The 18,621-nt window shown below is 71.4% G+C and carries 17 protein-coding genes and 1 pseudogene; 9 read left to right on the top strand and 9 right to left on the bottom strand.

All coding sequences use genetic code 11. The annotated features are described in order from the left end of the window. The first annotated feature begins 241 nt into the window (after positions 1-241). The 5 genes from B7C62_23900 (at position 242) to B7C62_23880 (ending at position 5,257) form a co-directional block, all read left to right on the top strand. On the top strand, positions 242-1,213 hold the full coding sequence (locus tag B7C62_23900; GenBank protein ARF74936.1) for a hypothetical protein: 972 nt from the start codon (positions 242-244) through the stop codon (positions 1,211-1,213). After that, positions 1,210-1,557: a hypothetical protein gene (locus B7C62_23895; protein ARF74935.1), complete on the top strand. Its 348-nt coding sequence runs from the start codon at positions 1,210-1,212 to the stop codon at positions 1,555-1,557. Before B7C62_23900 ends, B7C62_23895 begins: the two co-directional genes overlap by 4 nt. Before the next feature lie 99 nt (positions 1,558-1,656). Beyond that, complete coding sequence (locus tag B7C62_23890; protein ARF74934.1) at positions 1,657-2,181, top strand: PadR family transcriptional regulator; 525 nt, start codon at positions 1,657-1,659, stop codon at positions 2,179-2,181. Continuing rightward, complete coding sequence (locus B7C62_23885) at positions 2,178-2,864, top strand: macrolide ABC transporter ATP-binding protein (protein ARF74933.1); 687 nt, start codon at positions 2,178-2,180, stop codon at positions 2,862-2,864. Before B7C62_23890 ends, B7C62_23885 begins: the two co-directional genes overlap by 4 nt. Next, the gene (locus tag B7C62_23880) at positions 2,861-5,257 is read left to right on the top strand and encodes a hypothetical protein (protein ARF74932.1); all 2,397 of its coding nucleotides are present in this window, start codon (positions 2,861-2,863) and stop codon (positions 5,255-5,257) included. The genes B7C62_23885 and B7C62_23880 overlap by 4 nt, the downstream gene beginning before the upstream one ends. Positions 5,258-5,368: 111 nt before the next feature. Here B7C62_23880 and B7C62_23875 read toward each other — a convergent pair whose 3' ends face one another. Next, positions 5,369-6,373 carry a hydrogen peroxide-inducible protein activator gene (locus B7C62_23875; protein ARF74931.1) on the bottom strand — a complete coding sequence of 335 codons (1,005 nt, stop codon included), beginning with the start codon at positions 6,371-6,373 and terminating at the stop codon, positions 5,369-5,371. 133 nt (positions 6,374-6,506) lie between these two features. Here B7C62_23875 and B7C62_23870 point away from each other — a divergent pair, with 133 nt between their 5' ends. Both B7C62_23870 and B7C62_23865 read left to right on the top strand, forming a co-directional pair. Next, positions 6,507-7,061: an alkyl hydroperoxide reductase gene (locus B7C62_23870; GenBank protein ID ARF74930.1), complete on the top strand. Its 555-nt coding sequence runs from the start codon at positions 6,507-6,509 to the stop codon at positions 7,059-7,061. Between the two features lie 12 nt (positions 7,062-7,073). Then, complete coding sequence (locus B7C62_23865) at positions 7,074-7,607, top strand: alkyl hydroperoxide reductase (protein ARF74929.1); 534 nt, start codon at positions 7,074-7,076, stop codon at positions 7,605-7,607. Positions 7,608-7,675: 68 nt separating this feature from the next. On the opposite strand, the gene B7C62_23860 is transcribed toward B7C62_23865, so the two are convergent. The 5 genes and pseudogenes from B7C62_23860 to B7C62_23840 form a co-directional block, all read right to left on the bottom strand. Beyond that, a complete protein-coding gene (locus tag B7C62_23860) occupies positions 7,676-9,097 on the bottom strand; it encodes an AI-2E family transporter (GenBank protein ID ARF74928.1) in 1,422 nt (473 codons plus the stop codon). 146 nt (positions 9,098-9,243) lie between these two features. Beyond that, positions 9,244-9,975 carry a transglycosylase domain-containing protein gene (locus B7C62_23855; GenBank protein ID ARF74927.1) on the bottom strand — a complete coding sequence of 244 codons (732 nt, stop codon included), beginning with the start codon at positions 9,973-9,975 and terminating at the stop codon, positions 9,244-9,246. Positions 9,976-10,364: 389 nt separating this feature from the next. Beyond that, on the bottom strand, positions 10,365-11,687 hold the full coding sequence (locus B7C62_23850) for a ribonuclease (GenBank protein ID ARF74926.1): 1,323 nt from the start codon (positions 11,685-11,687) through the stop codon (positions 10,365-10,367). A 249-nt stretch (positions 11,688-11,936) separates the two neighbouring features. Further along, positions 11,937-12,017 (bottom strand): annotated as a pseudogene (locus tag B7C62_23845) (UDP diphosphate synthase). A 224-nt stretch (positions 12,018-12,241) separates the two neighbouring features. Continuing rightward, positions 12,242-13,003, bottom strand: coding sequence for an isoprenyl transferase (locus B7C62_23840; protein ID ARF74925.1), 762 nt, complete (start codon positions 13,001-13,003; stop codon positions 12,242-12,244). A gap of 250 nt (positions 13,004-13,253) precedes the next feature. Between B7C62_23840 and B7C62_23835 the strand changes: the two genes are divergently transcribed. Then, the gene (locus tag B7C62_23835) at positions 13,254-14,303 is read left to right on the top strand and encodes an L-glyceraldehyde 3-phosphate reductase (GenBank protein ARF74924.1); all 1,050 of its coding nucleotides are present in this window, start codon (positions 13,254-13,256) and stop codon (positions 14,301-14,303) included. Between the two features lie 560 nt (positions 14,304-14,863). Continuing rightward, entirely contained in the window at positions 14,864-16,102 is a 1,239-nt protein-coding gene (locus tag B7C62_23830) for a hypothetical protein (protein ARF74923.1), read from the top strand. A 58-nt stretch (positions 16,103-16,160) separates the two neighbouring features. Here B7C62_23830 and B7C62_23825 read toward each other — a convergent pair whose 3' ends face one another. The 3 genes from B7C62_23825 to B7C62_23815 all read right to left on the bottom strand — a co-directional run bounded on the left by B7C62_23825 (position 16,161) and on the right by B7C62_23815 (position 18,517). Beyond that, positions 16,161-16,604, bottom strand: coding sequence for a hypothetical protein (locus tag B7C62_23825; GenBank protein ARF74922.1), 444 nt, complete (start codon positions 16,602-16,604; stop codon positions 16,161-16,163). Positions 16,605-16,743: 139 nt separating this feature from the next. Then, entirely contained in the window at positions 16,744-17,544 is an 801-nt protein-coding gene (locus B7C62_23820; protein ID ARF74921.1) for an SAM-dependent methyltransferase, read from the bottom strand. A 121-nt stretch (positions 17,545-17,665) separates the two neighbouring features. Next, on the bottom strand, positions 17,666-18,517 hold the full coding sequence (locus tag B7C62_23815; GenBank protein ID ARF74920.1) for a prepilin peptidase: 852 nt from the start codon (positions 18,515-18,517) through the stop codon (positions 17,666-17,668). Positions 18,518-18,621 lie beyond the last annotated feature (104 nt).

Here is an 18,621-nt window from a genome sequence, read left to right as displayed (position 1 = left end):
TGCTCCCGTTTCTCTGCTCGACCGGCTCGCTCGGGTCCACCAGGACCGCTCGGACCACTCAGACCTGCCAGCTAACACCGTCGGCAGGGACAAAAGGCAAGCGATCCGGTCTTTTACGGACGTGACAATCAGCACCCGCTTCCCAGGGAACCGGCCCCTCGGGGGTGCGCGAGGCCGCGAGAACCGATAATGTGACATCACATTGATAGCGCGGCGTCAGGCCGCACGGAACGGGGGACCCATGACCGGACAGCACGACGGCCACCGCCCGGACGCCCCGGCGGCCGAGCTCGACATCGACGCCCCGGAGATGCCCGCTCCGCAGGTCAGGGAGTTCACCGCGCACTCGATCCCGGGCGGCATCGGACTGCTCCTGACGGTGCTCGGGGTGTTCGCGGGCATCGGAATGATCATCGGCGGGGCGGTGCTCAACGGGAGCGGTGCCACCGCCATCGGCGTGACCCTCCTCATCCTCGGACCGCTCCTCGTCATCACCTCCCTCTTCTGCATGAGCGGTGTGAAGATGGTCGCTCCGGGCGAGGCCCGGGTGATCCAGCTCTTCGGACGGTACGTCGGCACCATCCGCACCGACGGGCTGCGCTGGATCAACCCGCTGACCAGCAGCCAGAAGATCTCCACCCGCATCCGCAACCACGAGACCGCCGTCCTCAAGGTCAACGACGCCTACGGCAACCCGATCGAGCTGGCCTCGATCGTCGTCTGGAAGGTCGAGGACACCGCCCAGGCCCTCTTCGAGGTCGACGACTTCCTGGAGTTCGTCGCCACCCAGACCGAGGCCGCCGTCCGCCACATCGCGATCGAGTACCCGTACGACGCCCACGAGGAGGACGGCCTCTCACTGCGCGGCAACGCCGAGGAGATCACCGAGAAGCTGGCCGCCGAGCTGACCGCCCGGGTGCAGGCGGCGGGCGTCCTGATCATCGAGTCGCGTTTCAGCCACCTCGCGTACGCCCCCGAGATCGCCTCCGCCATGCTCCAGCGCCAGCAGGCCGGCGCGGTCGTCGCGGCCCGCAAGCTGATCGTGGAGGGCGCGGTGGGCATGGTCGAGATGGCCCTGGACCGGATCTCCGAGCAGGACATCGTGGAGCTGGACTCCGAGCGGAAGGCCGCCATGGTCAGCAATCTGATGGTGGTGCTGTGCGGTGACCGCGCGGCACAGCCGGTCCTCAACACGGGCAGCCTCTACCAGTGACCGGCCCGACGCCTCCCCGGCGGACGCCGGACTCCCGGTCGCGGCAGCGCAAGCAGATGCTGCTGCGGCTGGACCCCGCCGTGCACGACGCGCTGGCCCGCTGGGCCTCCGACGAGCTGCGCAGCGCCAACGCGCAGATCGAGTTCCTGCTGCGCCGGGCGCTGAAGGAGGCGGGGCGGCTGCCGGGGTCGGCGGCGCCGATCGCGCGCCGGGGACGGCCGCCGAAACAGCTGCCGGAGGAGGGGCCGGAGAGCCCGCCGAAGGCCGACGGCGGGGGGCCGGAGCCCCCGGCGGAGAGGCCGGAGGGGCACCCGCCGGAGCACGCGCCGGAAGCCGACACCTAGGAAGCCCCTCGGGCCCGCACCCAGCACCGGGTGCGGGCCCGAGGGCGTATTCCAGCCGCGTATACACAGCAGGTATACACACCGTGTAGAGTCCTCCGCATGTCTATCGGTCACACACTCCTGGGACTCCTGGAATCCGGCCCCCGCCACGGCTACGACCTGAAGCGGACCTTCGACGAGAAGTTCGGCCAGGACCGCCCGCTCCACTACGGCCAGGTCTACTCGACGATGTCCCGCCTCCTGAAGAACGGGCTCGTCGAGGTCGACGGCATAGAGAGCGAAGGAGGGCCCGAGCGCAAGCGGTACGCCATCACCGACGCCGGGATCACCGACGTCTCCCGCTGGCTCATGCAGCCCGAGAAGCCGGAGCCGTATCTCCAGTCGACGCTCTACACCAAGGTGGTCCTCGCCCTCCTCACCGACCGCAGCGCGGCCGACCTGCTGGACTCCCAGCGCTCGGAGCACCTGCGGATGATGCGTGTCCTCACCGACCGCAAGCGCAAGGGCGACCTCGCCGACCAGCTCATCTGCGACCACGCCCTGTTCCATCTGGAAGCCGATCTGCGCTGGCTGGAACTGACCGCCGCCCGGCTCGGCCAGCTCGCCAAGGTGGTGGCCGCGTGATCCCCGACGGCTCCCTGCTCGCCGCGCACGATCTGCGCAAGACCTACGGTTCGACGCCCGCCCTGGACGGTGCCTCGTTCTCCGTGCACCCCGGCGAGGTCGTCGCCGTGATGGGCCCCTCCGGCTCCGGCAAGTCGACCCTGCTGCACTGTCTGGCCGGGATCATCACCCCGGACTCCGGCACCATCACCTACGCGGGCCGCGAGCTGTCCGCGATGTCGGACGCCGAGCGCAGCGCCCTGCGCCGCAGCGACTTCGGCTTCGTCTTCCAGTTCGGCCAGCTCGTCCCCGAGCTGACCTGCGTGGAGAACGTGGCGCTGCCGCTGCGGCTCAACGGGGTGAAGCGCAGGGCCGCCGAGCGCACCGCCCGGGAGTGGATGGAGCGCCTGGAGGTCGACGGGCTCGCCGCCAAGCGCCCCGGTGAGGTCTCCGGCGGCCAGGGCCAGCGGGTCGCCGTGGCCCGCGCGCTGGCCGGCTCCCCGAAGGTGATCTTCGCGGACGAGCCGACCGGTGCCCTGGACTCCCTCAACGGCGAGCGGGTGATGGAGCTGCTCACCGAGGCCGCCCGCTCCTCCAACGTGGCGGTCGTCCTGGTGACCCACGAGGCCCGGGTCGCCGCCTACTCCGACCGTGACGTCACCGTGCGCGACGGCCGGGCCCGCGACCTGGAGCACGCCGTATGACGCTGCTCGATTCCCGTACCGCCCCGCCGCCCGCCGCACCGGAGAGCCCGAAGCCGCCCTCGCGCGCCGCCACCACCCTCCGGGACCTCGGCCTCGGCATCCGGTTCGCCGCCGCCGGGGGCCGCGAGGGGTGGATACGTACGCTGCTGACGGCGGTCGGCGTCGGCCTCGGGGTCGCGCTGCTGCTGCTCGCCTCCTCCGTACCGCACATGCTGGACGAACGCTCCGCGCGCGACCAGGCCCGCAGCGAGGTGAAGGTCTCCGCCGACGACTCGGCGAAGTCGGACACCTCGGTGCTGCGGCTCGACACGAGCACGGAGTACCGCGACCGGACGGTCATCGGCCGCCTGGTGCGCGCCGAGGGTGCGGCGCCCGTCCGCCCGCCGGGGCTGGCCCGCTTCCCCGGGCCGGGCGAGATGGTGGTCTCCCCCGCGCTGAAGGAGCTGCTCGAAGCGCCCGGCAACGAGCTGCTGCGCGAGCGGCTGTCGTACGAGCTCACCGGCACGATCGGTGACGCCGGGCTGCGGTCACCCAACGAGCTGTTCTACTACGCGGGCAGCGACACCCTGACGCCCGCCGCCGGGGCCGAGCGGATCTCCGGCTACGGGGCCCACCGCCCGGCCGACCCGCTGCCGCCGCTGCTGGTCGTACTGACCGTCATGGTCTGTGTCGTGCTGCTGGTGCCGGTCGCGATCTTCATCGCCACCGCCGTACGGTTCGGCGGCGACCGACGCGACCGCAGGCTCGCCGCGCTGCGTCTGGTCGGCGCGGACATCCGTACGACCCGGCGCATCGCCGCCGGGGAGGCGCTGTTCGGCGCGGTCCTGGGGCTGCTGATCGGGCTGGTCTTCTTCGCGGTGGGGCGGGAGTTCGTCGACTCGGTGGAGGTCTGGGACGTCAGCGCGTTCCCGGCCGACGTGGTGCCCGATCCGCTGCTCGCCCTGCTGATCATGGTCGCGGTGCCGCTGACCGCCGTGCTCGTCACGCTGGTCGCGATGCGCTCGGTGGTGATCGAGCCGCTCGGTGTCGTCCGCCGGGGGAAGGACCGGGGCCGTCGGCTCTGGTGGCGGCTGCTCGTGCCCGTCGCGGGTCTGGCGGTGCTCGGGATCACCGGCCGGGTCGACGAGTACGCGTACGAGCCGGTGAAGCCGTTCCCCATCGCGGCCGGGGCCGTGCTGGTGCTGGTCGGTCTCGCCCTGCTGCTGCCGTGGCTGGTCGAGGCGTGCGTGAAGCGGCTGCGCGGCGGCCCGGTGCCCTGGCAGCTGGCCGTGCGCAGACTCCAGCTGAACAGCGGGGCCGCGTCCCGTGCGGTCAGCGGGGTCACGGTGGCGGTGGCGGGGGCGATCGCCCTCCAGATGCTGTTCGCGGCGATGAACGCCGACTTCAACCGGGCGACCGGCCAGGACCCGACGCGGGCCCAGTTCGCCGCGTACTCGGAGAACGTCACCGGCGAGGCGGCCACCTCGGCCATCGAGCAGTTCCGCGCCACGAAGGGCGTGGACGTGGTGATCGGCTCGGTGCAGGCGTACGCGTCCAAGCCCGGCGTCTACGCCGACGACGACATCCCGCCCACCACCTCGGTGACCGTCGGCACCTGCGACACCCTGCGCGAGCTGGCCCGGATCACCTCCTGCGAGGACGGCGACACCTTCGTCGTCCACCCGCCGGGCGACCAGGACATGACCTCCTGGGTCGACCGGACGGCCCGCAAGGGCAAGGTGGTCGAGATCGGTTCCGGGGAGGGCGAGCCGCTGCGGTGGACGCTGCCCGCCGACGCCCGGACGGTGCAGGGCCGCAAGGACCCGATGGGCGAGACGCACTACGGGATCATGGCCACCACCGGCGCGGTCGACGCGAGTACGCTGCCCGGCGCGCAGATCACCGCCCAGATCCGGGTGGACCGGAGCGTGCCCGACGTCGCGGAGCACGTACGGAACACGGCGGCCCGCATCGATCCCGGGATGGCCTTCGTCACCCTGGACTCGGTGGAGCGCGACCGGCAGTACGACAGCATCCAGACCGGGCTCAAGGTCGGGGCGAGCGTGGTGCTGCTGCTGATCGCCGCCTCGATGCTGGTCTCCCAGGTGGAGCAGTTGCGCGAGCGCAAGCGGCTGCTGTCGGTGCTGGTCGCCTTCGGCACCCGGCGGACGACGATGGGCTGGTCGGTGCTGTGGCAGACCGCCGTCCCGGTCTTCCTCGGCCTGGTGGTCGCGGTCGCGGGCGGGCTGGGGCTGGGCGCCGTGCTCGCCTGGATGATCGCGAAGACCGTCTCCGACTGGTGGCTGTTCCTCCCGCTGACGGGGGTCGGGGCAGGGCTGATCCTGCTGGTGACGGCGGCGTCGATGCCCTCGCTGTGGCGGCTGATGCGGCCGGACGGGCTGCGGACGGAGTAGCGGGAGACCGTGCGGGGGGTGCGGCCGGAGGGAGACCTTCCGGCCGCACCGCCGTACATCCGGGCCGGGACGGGCGGAGGTCCGGCCGCGCCCCCGTACGCGTACGGATGCCTAAGGCGCGTCCACCACGGGCTGAGGCGCGTCCACCACCCGTACCGGAAGCGGCTCCATCGCTTCCCGCAGCGCGGCGGCGAACTCCTCGAACTCGCCGCCCCGCGCGGAGCCCGCCCGCATCGCGAGGGCCACTCGCCGGGTCGGGGCCGGGTGGGCGAAGTACCCGGTGGCCAGGGCGTCGTTGCGTCCGGTCTCCACCGTCACCGCGGTGCGCGGCAGCAGCGTCACCCCGAGCCCGCCCGCCACCAGCTGGACCAGGGTGGAGAGCCCGGCGGCGGTCGTGGTGACCGGCGCCCCCTCCGTACGCCCGGCCTCCCGGCAGATGTCCAGGGCCTGGTCGCGCAGGCAGTGGCCCTCGTCCAGGAGGAGCAGAGGCAGCTCCCGCAGCGCCTCGCGCGGGATGTCGGCCCGGCCGCCCAGCCAGTGGTCCTGCTCCATGACCAGCACGAAGTCCTCGTCGAAGAGGGGGAGCTCGCTCACCCCGGGCACCCCGAGCGGCACGGCGAGGAGCAGCAGGTCCAGACGTCCGGCGGCGAGCCCCTCCAGCAGGGAGGAGGTCTGCTCCTCGTGGACCTGGAGGTCGAGGTCGGGGTAGCGGTCGTGGACCAGCCGGAGCACGGTGGGCAGCAGATACGGGGCGACGGTCGGGATCACCCCGAGCCGGAGCACCCCGGTGAACGGCGCCCGCGCCGCCTCTGCCTCCTCCATCAGCGCCGCGACGGCCTCCAGCACGACACCGGTCCGTACCGCGAGCCGCTCCCCGGCGGGCGAGAGCAGCACCTTGCGCGTCGTACGCTCGATGAGCTGGACACCCAGTGCCTCCTCCAGGGTGGAGACGGCTCCGGAGAGTGCGGGCTGACTCATCCCGATTGCTGCCGCCGCGTCCCGGAAGTGCAGATGTTCCGCCACGGCCGCGAAGGCACGCAGCTGCGAGAGGCTGGGCTGCCTGGCGGCCGACTTACCGGCCTGCTTCGGGCGTATGCCCTGTTTTCCCTGGGCCACTGATAGGCACCTCCGATCATCACGACCGAGTGTAGCTATTTCCCTGATCAATGCACTCTGTGCCAAGGTGGATCTCGTCCAACCCTCAGGAACTCCCCCAAAAAGGGAGTTCCAGACGTTGCAAGGAGAGCGCGTGCTCACTGTCGGTGACAAGTTCCCCGAGTTCGACCTGACTGCTTGTGTCTCGCTGGAGAGCGGCAAGGAGTTCGAGCAGATCAACCACAAGACCTACGAGGGCAAGTGGAAGATCGTCTTCGCGTGGCCGAAGGACTTCACGTTCGTCTGCCCCACGGAGATCGCCGCCTTCGGCAAGCTGAACGAGGAGTTCGCCGACCGCGACGCCCAGATCCTCGGTTTCTCCGGTGACTCCGAGTTCGTGCACCACGCCTGGCGCAAGGACCACCCGGACCTGACCGACCTGCCCTTCCCGATGCTGGCCGACTCGAAGCACGAGCTCATGCGTGACCTCGGCATCGAGGGCGAGGACGGCTTCGCGCAGCGCGCCGTCTTCATCGTCGACCAGAACAACGAGATCCAGTTCACGATGGTGACCGCCGGTTCCGTGGGCCGTAACCCCAAGGAGGTCCTGCGGGTCCTGGACGCCCTGCAGACCGACGAGCTGTGCCCGTGCAACTGGACCAAGGGCGAGAACACCCTCGACCCGGTCGCGCTCCTCTCGGGCGAGTGAGCTGATACCGACATGGCTCTCGACGAACTGAAGTCCGCCATACCGGACTTCGCCAAGGACCTGAAGCTGAACCTCGGCTCGGTCATCGGCAACAGCGACCTCCCGAAGCAGCAGCTGTGGGGCACCGTGCTGGCCTGCGCGATCGCCTCGCGCTCGCCGAAGGTGCTGCGCGAGCTGGAGCCCGAGGCGAAGGCCAACCTCTCGCCGGAGGCGTACACCGCGGCGAAGTCGGCGGCGGCCATCATGGCCATGAACAACGTCTTCTACCGGACCCGGCACCTGCTGTCGGACCCGGAGTACGGCACGCTCCGCGCGGGCCTGCGGATGAACGTCATCGGCAACCCGGGCGTGGAGAAGGTCGACTTCGAGCTGTGGTCGCTCGCCGTCTCCGCGATCAACGGCTGCGGCCAGTGCCTGGACTCCCACGAGCAGGTGCTCCGCAAGGCCGGCGTGGACCGGGAGACGATCCAGGAAGCCGTCAAGGTCGCTTCGGTGATCCAGGCGGTCGGTGTGACCCTCGACGCCGAGGCCGTACTCGCCGAGTAGTCACCCGCACCACCTCTGACACACGCAGGAGCCCCGGGACGACCGACCGTCCCGGGGCTCCTTCGTGTCTACTTCTGCGGCGGCTCGCCCTCGGACCGCGCCGGGGGTTCGGGGTCACCGCCCGGCTCGTCCGCCGGGCCCGGCGGTGCCGCGGCGGGCTGCGACGCGGCCGGTGGTGAGGTCGGTGGCGAGGCCGGGGCGATCCCCAGCGCGGTGGCCCCGTGCTGTCCGCCGACCGGTCCCGGGGAACCGTACGACCGCAGATAGCCGACCACCGTATTGGTCACGGCGACCAGCGGTACGGCGACCACCGCGCCGCCGATGCCCGCGACCAGGCCGCCCGTCGCCACCGCGAGGACCACGGCCAGCGGGTGGACCCGCACCGCCCGGCCGAGGATGAACGGCTGGAGGATGTGGCCCTCGATCTGCTGCACGGCCAGGACCACCACCAGCGCCCACAGCGCGGTCCACACCCCTTCGGTGACGAGCGCGACGACCACGGCCAGCGCTCCGGAGACCACGGCACCGACGAGCGGGATGAAGGCGAACAGGAAGATGAAGACGGCCAGCGGCACCGCGAGCGGGACGTTGAGGAAGTAGAGGCCGAGGCCGATGAAGATGGCGTCGATCAGGGCGACGAGCACCGTGCCGCGTACGTAGGCGGTCAGGGTGCGCCAGGCGCGCGGTCCGGCCCCGGCGACACCGGGGCGGGCGGCGGCGGGCACCAGCTTGAGCGACCACTCCCAGATCCGCCGGCCGTCGTAGAGCAGGAAGATCGTGGAGAACATCGCCAGCAGCAGACCGGTGAGGAACTCCACCATGAAGGTGACGCCCTGGAGCCCGGCGGAGGTGATCTCCTCCGTGTTGGTGCCGATGGTGTCGTTGAGGTTCTTGGCGATGTCGTTGATCTGCGACTCGGTGACATGGAAGGGGCTGTCCAGCAGCCAGCGCTTCAGCTCGTCGATGCCGTCGCGGACCCGGTCGGAGAGCGTGTCGAGGTTCTCCATCACCTGCCACACCACGAACCAGCCGACCAGGCCGATGATGACGAACCCGAGCACCCCGGTCACGGCGGTGGCGAGCCCGTGCGGCAGCCCGATCCCCTTGAGCCGGACCACGGTCGGCTGGAGCATCGCGGTGATGAGCAGGGCGGCGGAGAAGGCGAGCACCACGAGCTGTACGGCGGTGATCACCTGCATCAGCACCCAGAGGGTCCCCGCGAGGACGAGCAGCCGCCACCCGGCCTCGGCCGCGACCCGCATCCCCCACGGAATCGCCGCGACCGGATCGGGCTTGGCGGCGACGGAGGGGGCGTACGAGGGCGGCGCGGGCACCTGCCCGGGGTCCTGTGCCGCCGGGGCCACGGGGGGCCCGGCGTCTCCGAGGGGGTCGTCGTCCTCGACGGCGCGCGCCCGGCGCTCTTCCAGGCGTGCGCCCAGCTCCGTCAGTTCGGACCCGAAGCGGCCCAGCCAGCCCGGTAGTTTTGACATGTCTCTTTCCCTTCCCCCGTCTTCGCTCCCCAGCGCCGACATGGGTCGCCGGATGCGACCGTACACGCGTGAAGCCCCCCACCGCGTACGCGGTGGGGGGCTTCACGGAGCCGGGGCGGGGTCCGTTTCCCGGACCCCGTCGGCCTCTAGTACCAGTTGTTGGCCTGCCAGAAGGACCAGGCGCCGCACGGGGAGCCGTAGCGGCTGTCCATGTAGCTGAGGCCCCACTTGATCTGGGTGGCCGGGTTGGTCTGCCAGTCGGCACCGGCGGAGGACATCTTGTGGCCCGGGAGGGCCTGCATCAGTCCGTACGCACCGGAGGACGGGTTGACCGCGCGGTAGTTCCAGGTCGACTCGTGGTTCACGATGTTGCTGAAGCACTGGAACTGGTCGGCGGGGACCATCTGACGGGCCATCGCCTGGACCTGGGCCACGGTGTACGAGCCCTGGGTGGCGAACGAGGAGGCGTCGCGGACGGAGGACCGGCTGGCGCGCTCGGCCTCTTCCTTCTCCTTCTTCTCCTTGGCCGCCTTCTCGGCGGCCAGGCGCTCGGCCTCGACCCGCTCCTCGGCCGCCTGCTTCTTGGACTTGGCGTCCTTGGCGGCCTGGATGCGGGCGGACTCCTCGGCCGACTTCTTCGCGGCGGCGTCGGCGGCGAATGCCTGGGCGTCGGCCTGCTGCGTCAGCGAGGCGATCTGCACCTGGGCCTGCTGGCCCGTGGGGATGTCTGCGAGCAGCGTGGTGTCGGCTGCGGCTGCCTCGAAGTTGTTGTCATCGGCGGCAGGTGCGCCGCCCGCGGCAACGCCTACGACGGCGCCAACGGTGGTGACCGCGGTGGCAGATGCCACGGCGAACCCCCGGACCGAGATCCGGCTCACATGGTGTCCTTCCAGCATCGTCCGCTTAGGTGACCTCGCGGGCGCGTTCGTGCCCCTGGCGCTGGCCTCCCTACTGCGTGGGTCACGGGAGGCACGGGCCCGTTGGGCAACCCCGGTGAGGAGGCTGCCGCGTGGTGCTCGCGGGCGGCATACGGGCGGTTCGTGTGGAGTTGTGTGGTGCGTGGCGCCTCTGGAGGTGCCCAAGTGCCGTATGCGGGGCCTGACGGAAGCAAGACTCTGCCGGACGGCGATGCCACGGGGCAATTCTGTGCCGAGTGGGAAAGGTCACACCTCATTTAGGCCATCGGTTCGGCGGAAATGACGGCACAACACGATGCCGCCCGGCTAAGCTCTTTGGCTCGCCGGGCGGCATGAACGGGACATGCAGGTCAGATGTGCCCTTCCTCCAGCATTTCGGTCACCAGTGCGGCGATCTGCGAACGCTCCGAACGTGTGAGCGTCACATGCGCGAAGAGCGGATGCCCCTTCAGCTTCTCGACCACGGCGACGACTCCGTCGTACCGGCCGACCCGGAGGTTGTCCCGCTGGGCCACGTCATGGGTGAGCACCACACGGGAATTCGCCCCGATCCGGGACAACACGGTCAGCAGGACGTTCCGCTCGAGCGACTGCGCCTCGTCGACGATCACGAAGGCGTCGTGGAGCGAGCGCCCCCGGATGTGGGTGAGCGGCAGGACCTCCAGCATCCCGCGCCCCAGCACCTCCTCGATGACCTCGCGCCCGGCGACCGCCGAGAGCGTGTCGAAGACCGCCTGCGCCCAGGGGCTCATCTTCTCGGCCTCGCTGCCGGGGAGATAGCCGAGCTCCTGGCCGCCGACCGCGTACAGCGGCCGGAAAACCATCACCTTCTTGTGCTGCTGACGCTCCAGCACTGCTTCCAGTCCGGCGCAGAGGGCCAGCGCCGACTTTCCGGTGCCCGCCCGGCCGCCCAGCGAGACGATGCCGACGTCCGGGTCGAGGAGCAGATCGAGGGCGATCCGCTGCTCGGCGCTGCGGCCGTGGATGCCGAACGCCTCCCGGTCGCCCCGCACGAGCCGCACATTGCCCTCGGCCGTGACCCGGCCGAGCGCCTTGCCGCGCTCGGACTGGAGGACCAGGCCGGTGTGGACGGGCAGCTCGGCGGCCTCGGGGACGTACAGCGTCTCCTCACTGAAGAGGAGGTCGACCTGCTCCCCCGAGAGGGACAGATCGGTCATCCCGGTCCAGCCGGAGTCGGTGATGGCCAGTTCGGCGCGGTACTCCTCGGCGAGGAGGCCGACCGAGGACGCCTTGATCCGCAGGGGCAGGTCCTTGGAGACGACCGTGACGTCGTACCCCTCCGCCTGGAGGTTGCGGGCGACCGCGAGGATACGCGAGTCGTTGTCCCCCAGCCGGTACCCGGCGGGCAGTATGCCCGGGTCGGAGTGGTTGAGTTCGACACGGAGCGTCCCGCCCAGATCCCCGAGCGGGATCGGGGCGTCCAGCCGGCCGTACCGGATGCGGAAGTCGTCCAGCAGGCGCAGGGCCTGCCGGGCGAAGTACCCGAGCTCCGGATGGTGCCGTTTGGCCTCCAGCTCCGTGACCACCACGATCGGCAGCACGACCTCGTGCTCGTCGAAGCGGGACATGGCACCGGGATCGGCCAGCAGGACGCTGGTGTCGAGAACGTATGTGCGCCTGTCGGGCAAGCGGCGCTTAGTACTGGTCACCACGGAAGGACGTACCCCCTCGGACGAGGTCGGGGAGTGCGACGAACGGTCGCGGAGCTTCCCGAAGGGAGAGGACGGACCGGGATCGGGCCCCTGTGCGCGGGCCGGACCACGGCCTCCGCGTCGGCCGCAGGCTGACTGCGTCCGCGGTGTCTACGGTCCTTCGTGTGCAAAGGGCCTCCCGGGCGAGCGGACTGGGTGCCGCTCACTTGGATGCGACATCCGCCTGGTTGGTGACCGGATGTCGACCTGTCAGGGGTATTCCCTCTTCGGCCCGAAGCCATGCCGCTGCATATGACACGGTGTGGAGAAGTCCCGGTGGACGCGCGATGACTCCCCTGTGAGGAGGGGAGTCATCGGGGACCACGGCGGTAGGGGGCGGACCGGCGGTTTCCGGGAGGCTTGCTTGAAGGCGATGCCAGGCGGCGTCAGGCGGTGCCCGGCGGGATCAGGCCCCGTGGCCGCCCTGCGGGGATCAGGGCCCGTGGCCGCCCTGCAGAGGGATCAGGCCCGTGACCGCCCTGCGGGGATCAGGCCCCGTGGCTGCCCTGCGGGGATCAGGCCCCGTAGCGCCGGTGGCGGGCGGCGTAGTCGCGCAGTGCCCGCAGGAAGTCGACCTTGCGGAAGGCCGGCCAGAAGACCTCGCAGAAGTAGTACTCCGAATGGGCGCTCTGCCAGAGCATGAAGCCCGACAGCCGCTGCTCCCCGCTGGTACGGATCACGAGGTCGGGGTCGGGCTGGCCACGGGTGTAGAGGTGCTCGGAGATCAGGTCCGTGGAGACGATCTCGGCCAGCTCCTCGAAGGTCGTGCCCTTCTCCGAGTGCTCCAGGAGCAGCGAGCGCACGGCGTCCGCGATCTCCTGGCGGCCGCCGTAGCCGACGGCGACATTGACGAGTATCCCATCGACGTGGGAGGTCGCCTGCTCGGCCTCCTTGAGCACCGTCTGCGTCTCGGCGGGCAGCAGGTCGAGGGTGCCGACGTGGTGGACGCGCCACCGCCCGTCGGCGGCGAGGTTGCGGACGGTGTTCTCGATGATGCGCAGGAGCGGTTTCAGCTCGTGCTCGGGCCGGTCGAAGTTGTCCGTGGACAGCATCCAGAGAGTGACGACCTCGACATCGGTCTCGCTGCACCAGCCGAGCATCTCGGAGATCTTGTCCGCACCGGCCTGGTGGCCCTGCACGGCCGAGCCGCCGGACGCCTTCGCCCACCGGCGGTTGCCGTCGAGGATGACCCCGATGTGCTTCGGCACCTGGTCATGGTCCAGGCGGCCTTCCACCCGGCGCGCGTAGAGCCTGTACACCAGGTCGCGGAAGTTCACAGAGTCCACCCTCTCGGTAACGTACGGGCCCGGGGCCCGTCCTCCCCGTCGCCGGGGGTCCGGGGTCCACCCCCGCGGGGGAGCGCCGCACGGTCCGCACGGCCGGTCCGGTCCATCCGCACAGGTCAGTACGGGTCCAGGCGGGCCTGAGCCGCGCCGCGCATCGGCGTTCCCCGAAGCCGCCACATTACTGCGATCGGGTCACGGGGGCCCAACCCGGTCTGTCACAACTCCGTGATAAGGAGAGAAAGTGACTGATTACCTCTCCCCCGGCCTCTCCTACCGCGCCGCCGATACGCGCTACGACTCCATGGAATACCGCCGCACCGGCCGCAGCGGTCTCAAGCTGCCCGCCCTCTCGCTGGGCCTGTGGCACAACTTCGGGGACGACCGGGCGCTCGACTCCCAGCGGGCGATCCTGCGCCGCGCCTTCGACCTCGGGGTGACGCACTTCGACCTGGCGAACAACTACGGACCGCCGCCCGGCTCGGCCGAGCTGAACTTCGGCAAGCTGTTCGCGCAGGACTTCGCCCGATACCGGGACGAGCTGGTCATCTCGACCAAGGCCGGATATCTGATGCACCCCGGCCCGTACGGCGAGTGGGGCTCCCGCAAGTACCTGCTCTCCTCGCTCGACGCCTCCCTGAAGCGGATGGGTGTGGAGTACGTCGACATCTTCTACTCGCACCGCTTCGACCCGCACACCCCGCTGGAGGAGACGATGGGCGCCCTGGCGTCCGCTGTGCGGCAGGGCAAGGCGCTGTACGTGGGCGTCTCCTCGTACAACGCGGAGCAGACGGCCGAGGCGGCCGGGCTGCTGAGGGAGATGGGCGTCCCGGCCCTGATCCACCAGCCGTCCTACTCCATGATCAACCGCTGGATCGAGGACGACGGCCTGCTCGACACCCTGGAGGCGGCCGGCATGGGCTGCATCTCCTTCGTGCCGCTCGCGCAGGGCCTGCTCACCGACAAATATCTGCACGGCATCCCGGAGGGCTCGCGCGCCACCCAGGGCAAGTCGCTGGACCCGGGACTGCTCTCGGAGGAGGTCCTGCGCCGGCTGCGCGGCCTGAACGACATCGCGCGGGGCCGGGGCCAGTCGCTCGCCCAGCTGGCCATCGCGTGGGTGCTGCGCGACAGCCGGATGACGTCGGCGCTGATCGGCGCGTCGAGCGTGCGGCAGCTGGAGGAGAACGTGGCGGCGCTGGCCGGGCCCGCGCTGACGGCCGAGGAGCTGAAGGAGATCGACGCCTTCGCGGTGGACACCGAGGGGACGAACATCTGGGCGGGACGGGGCTGACGACTCTCAGGGCGGGACAGGGCAGGGCAGGGGCTGACGGCTGGTCAGGGCTGGTGGTGCCTACGGCCGGTCAGAGGGTTGGCGCGCCTGCCGCCGGTCAGGGGCTGGACACCCGCTGCCGGTCAGGGCTGGTGATACCCGCTGCCGGTCAGGGGCTCCACTGACGTCCGGTCAAAGATGCTCCCCTATAAGGGAGAACGGAGCCCCGGCAGCGACTGAAAACCACGGCTGCGGCTGCGGTTCCGTACGGCGGTCCGCGTCGGCCGGAAACGGCCCGTAAAAAACGGGCCGGTCCGTGGGGGGGATACGGACCGGCCCGAGGGGGGGTTTCCACCATAACCCTTCGTAAGTGATGCCGCGTGCCACGCCACTCCACCATCACTCTCCGAATTCGCCGGACTCCGCGAAGAGCAGGTCCGATGCCCTGCGCACCGCGCTTCCGCGACCGGATTCGGCCCCGGTATCGAGGGGGTGACGCGCGGCGCCGCCTTGACGGCGCACGTCACCCCGGGACGGGATTGCGGACAGATTCTGACCTGAAGGAGCTCTAGATTCGGGGGATGACGACCCGAGCCCGTGCGACCGCGACCGTGACCTGGCCCGAGGCGAACGCCCGGCGGCTGGCCCGCCAGCACCTGTACGGCGGCCTGGCATCCACCCGTACGCCTTCCTCCTCGCCGCCCTCCCCGGCCTCGACGCCCTCACCACCATCACCGCCCTCCCCGTCCGACGTGGTCGGCGCGATGCTCGGTGCGCATGCCCAGGTGCTGTCGGCGGCCGAGCTTTCCGTGGGGTTGCGCGGTGAGGGCCTGACGCGCACGGACGTGCGTACGGCGCTGTGGGCCGACGACCCGGCCCGGCGGACCCTGGTGAAGACGTTCGGGCCGCGCGGCACGGTCCATCTCCTGCCCGCGGCGGACCTGCCGCTGTGGACCGGCGCGCTCCGTGCCGTACCGACGGGCCCCCATCCGTTCCCCAAGGGTGCCCGGATGTCCCCGGAGCAGGTGGAGGAGGTCGTGGCGGCGGTCGGGGAGGCCCTGAGGGGGGCGGAGCTCACGATCGACGAGCTCTCCGAGGAGGTCGTCGCCCGGACCGGGCCGTGGGCCGGGGACCTGGTGGTGCCCGGGTTCCAGGAGATGTGGCCGCGCTGGCGGCAGGTCCTGCACCTGGCGGGACACCGGGGTGTCCTGGCCTACGCCCCGAACCGGGGCCGGAAGGCGGCATACACCAACCCCGGCTGCGCCCCCCTGCCCGGCCCGGAGGCGACGGCGGCCCTGCTGGAGCGGTACCTGTACGCGTACGGCCCCGCCACCCCGGCCCACTTCGCCCAGTGGCTGGCGGCCCCGAGGCGGTGGGCGGCCGGGCTGTTCGCCTCGCGGGCGGGCTCCGGCGCGATCGAGGAGGTGGCGTTCGAGGGCGCCGGACCCGCCTGGGTGGTGGCGGGCGACACGGACTTCCCGGCCGCTCCGGTACGGGGAGTGCGCCTGCTCCCCTACTTCGACGCCTTCACCATCGCCTCGCACCCCCGCGAACGGCTCTTCCCGGGCCGGGCGTCCGAGCGGGCGCTCGGGGGCGGGCAGGCCGGGAACTACCCGGTGCTGCTGGTGGACGGGACGGTGGCGGGCGTCTGGCACCAGCGCCGTTCGGGCAAGCGGATCGCGGTGACGGTGGAGCCGCTGGAACCCCTGTCGGCGGCGCGGCTGCGGGCGCTGGAGGCGGAGGTGGAGCGGGTGGCGGCGATCGTGGAGGGGAAGACGGAGCTGACGGTGGGGACGGTGTCGGTGGGGCCGCACGCGTAGCCATCGGCAGAGGGACATCCCGTGGGGCCTCTCCGTGGGGATGGGAGGGGAGAGCGGATCAGTGGGGATGGAAACGGACCGCCATCGTGTCCCCGGCGCCGACCACGAAGTCCCCTTCCGCACACCGGATGACGGCCTCGTGGACCTCCCCGTTGCCGTCCCGGCGCTCCAGCGTGCCGACGACCGTCCAGGCTCCCCCGTACGGCACCGGGGGCAGCTGGGGCAGGGGGGCGTGGTGCCACTGGTTCGCCGGTACGCACCAGTCGGGCAGCAGCGGCCAGGTGCCGGGGGTCACCCGCAGCGTCCAGTCGGAGGTGCAGGTCAGCTGGACGGACTGGCCGTCGGCGAGCACGAACTCGACGGCTTCCGGCTCGCCCGCGCGCCCCTCGGGCCGGTAGAAGACCCCGTGGACGGCGGTGATCCGGGAGCCCATGAGCCAGTCGGAGTTGCCGTGCCGCGCGCGCCCGGCCGGCCCGCCGTACTCTTCCCTCTCCACCGTCATGGCCGCTCCCCGTCTTCCTCGCCGTTTCCCTCGCTGTGTGTGCTCCCGCCGAGTAGGACGGTGGCCCCCGCGATCGCGTTGCCTGTGGGGCAAGGCTGAACTGGCGTCCGGGGTAAGCAGGTTGACTCTTCCTGATACGTCACCGGGGCTTGCGGGCCTCAATGAGGAAGCGGGTGGTGTGGGCGAGGAACGGCCCTTCCTCCTCGATCTTCCGGTGCAGGGAGGCCAGTTGGGGCCGGTACCGCTCCACGGTGAATCCGGGCACCATCCAGATCACCTTGCGGAGGAAGTAGACGACCGCGCCGATGTCCAGGAACTCGGTGCGCAGCCGTTCCAGCCGCAGGTCGACGACGTCCAGGCCGGCGGCCTCGGCGGCGGCACGCGCGTCTTCGGGGTCGCGGCCACGGCGTACCTCGGGCGGCTGCGGGCCGAGGAAGTACTCGACGAGCTCGAAGACGCTGGCCGGTCCGACCTGTTGCGAGAAGTACGTACCGCCGGGGGCGAGGACCCGGGCGATCTCCTCCCACCAGGTGGTCACCGGATGCCGACTGACCACCAGGTCGAAGGCCGCGCCCCCGAAGGGCAGCGGCGGCTCGTCCTCGTCCGCGACGACGACGGCGCCGAGGGGGTGCAGGAGTGCGGTGGCCCGGGCGATGTTCGGCGGCCAGGACTCGGTGGCCACGGTGAGGGGCGGAAGGACCGGCGCGGCGGCCAGCACCTCGCCGCCGCCGGTCTGGATGTCGAGCGCCGCCCGGGCACCGGCCAGCCGGTCGGCCATGGCCCGGGCGTACCCCCAGGAGGGCCGCTGCTCGGTGGCCCGCCCGTCCAGCCAGGAGAAGTCCCAGCCGTCCACGGAAACGGCGTCCGCCTCGGCGACGAGCGCCTCGAACCGGTCGCGGGAGGCGGTGGAGGCGAAGGGGGGAAGGGACTGTTCGGACATACGGGAATCGTGTCAGCCGGGGGCGGGTAGCGCGACCGGATTCCGGGGCGGTGGTCGCGTTTGGGGGCGGCGGTCGCGCTTCGGGGCGGTCGGGTTCCGGGGCGTACAAGCTGCTTACGGCTCAGGCTGCCGTCAGGGCTCCCAGGAGCACCCCCGTCAGCGCCCCCGCGATCATGAACGGGCCGAACGGGATGCCGGTCTTGCGCCCCGCCCGGCGGAGGACGACGAGCCCGAGCCCGTACACCGCGCCGAACAGGAACCCCGCGAACCCGCCCAGGAGCAGCACCGCCCAGCCGTACCAGCCGAGAGCGACGCCCAGGGTGAGGGCCAGCTTCACATCGCCGAAGCCCATGCCGTTCGGGTTGATGAGGAAGAGGAGGAGGTAGAAACCGCCGAGCGCCGCCCCGCCGAGCAGCCCGGAGGTCCAGGACCCGGCGTGGCCGGGGAGCAGGGCCGCCCCGCCCAGCAGCAGGACGGCCCCGGCGGCCAGGGGCAGGGTGAGCGGGTCGGGCAGCCGGTGGACGCGGCGGTCGACGGTGGCGAGGAGGACCGCGGGAGGGGCCAGGAGCAGCCAGCCGACGAGCTCGGGCCGGGCCCCTGTCGCGGCGGCGAGCGCGAGGCAGGCGAGGGCGGTGACCAGGGGGGCGAGGGTGCCGGGCGCGTACGGGGCGCCGCTACCACTGTCGCCATCGCTTCCGGGAGGCGTGGCAGGGGCGCCGCCACCGCCGGGGTGCGTGGCAGGAGTGCCGTCTTCGTCGCCGTACGGTACGGCGGTTCGCACCCGGGGTCCGCAGGCCGCGCAGCGGGCCGGGCCGAACCAGCCGCCGAGCGGGCCGGTGAGCGCGTGCCCGGCCGGGCACGCGGTGCGCCAGGGCTCCTCCGGATCGACGGCGAACCGGTACGCGGCACGGGGGATCAGCAGTCCGGTGGCTCCACCCCAGACAGCGGCGACGGCGAGCAGCGCGATGTCCACGGGACGACCCTAATCGGCAGTGCGGACAAGGGGCTTGGGCCCTGGGGCCCACTCCGGGCCGTTCAGGTCCCGCAGGCGGGTGCCGGGGGCTACGGTCGGGGCCA

Origin of the sequence: Kitasatospora albolonga (assembly GCA_002082585.1) — a bacterium.
Lineage (GTDB): Bacteria > Actinomycetota > Actinomycetes > Streptomycetales > Streptomycetaceae > Streptomyces > Streptomyces stephensoniae.
The sequence above is the reverse complement of the archived record's forward strand: the minus strand, read 5'-3'. Positions and strand labels throughout refer to the sequence as shown.

Bases quoted from the DNA above. Each gene is read 5' to 3' on its own strand.
- B7C62_23900 (ARF74936.1), top strand. From the start codon at position 242: ATGACCGGACAGCACGACGGCCACCGCCCGGACGCCCCGGCGGCCGAG.
- B7C62_23890 (ARF74934.1), top strand. From the start codon at position 1,657: ATGTCTATCGGTCACACACTCCTGGGACTCCTGGAATCCGGCCCCCGC.
- B7C62_23880 (ARF74932.1), top strand. From the start codon at position 2,861: ATGACGCTGCTCGATTCCCGTACCGCCCCGCCGCCCGCCGCACCGGAG.
- B7C62_23865 (ARF74929.1), top strand. From the start codon at position 7,074: ATGGCTCTCGACGAACTGAAGTCCGCCATACCGGACTTCGCCAAGGAC.
- B7C62_23860 (ARF74928.1), bottom strand. From the start codon at position 9,097: ATGTCAAAACTACCGGGCTGGCTGGGCCGCTTCGGGTCCGAACTGACG.
- B7C62_23830 (ARF74923.1), top strand. From the start codon at position 14,864: ATGACGACCCGAGCCCGTGCGACCGCGACCGTGACCTGGCCCGAGGCG.
- B7C62_23825 (ARF74922.1), bottom strand. From the start codon at position 16,604: ATGACGGTGGAGAGGGAAGAGTACGGCGGGCCGGCCGGGCGCGCGCGG.
- B7C62_23820 (ARF74921.1), bottom strand. From the start codon at position 17,544: ATGTCCGAACAGTCCCTTCCCCCCTTCGCCTCCACCGCCTCCCGCGAC.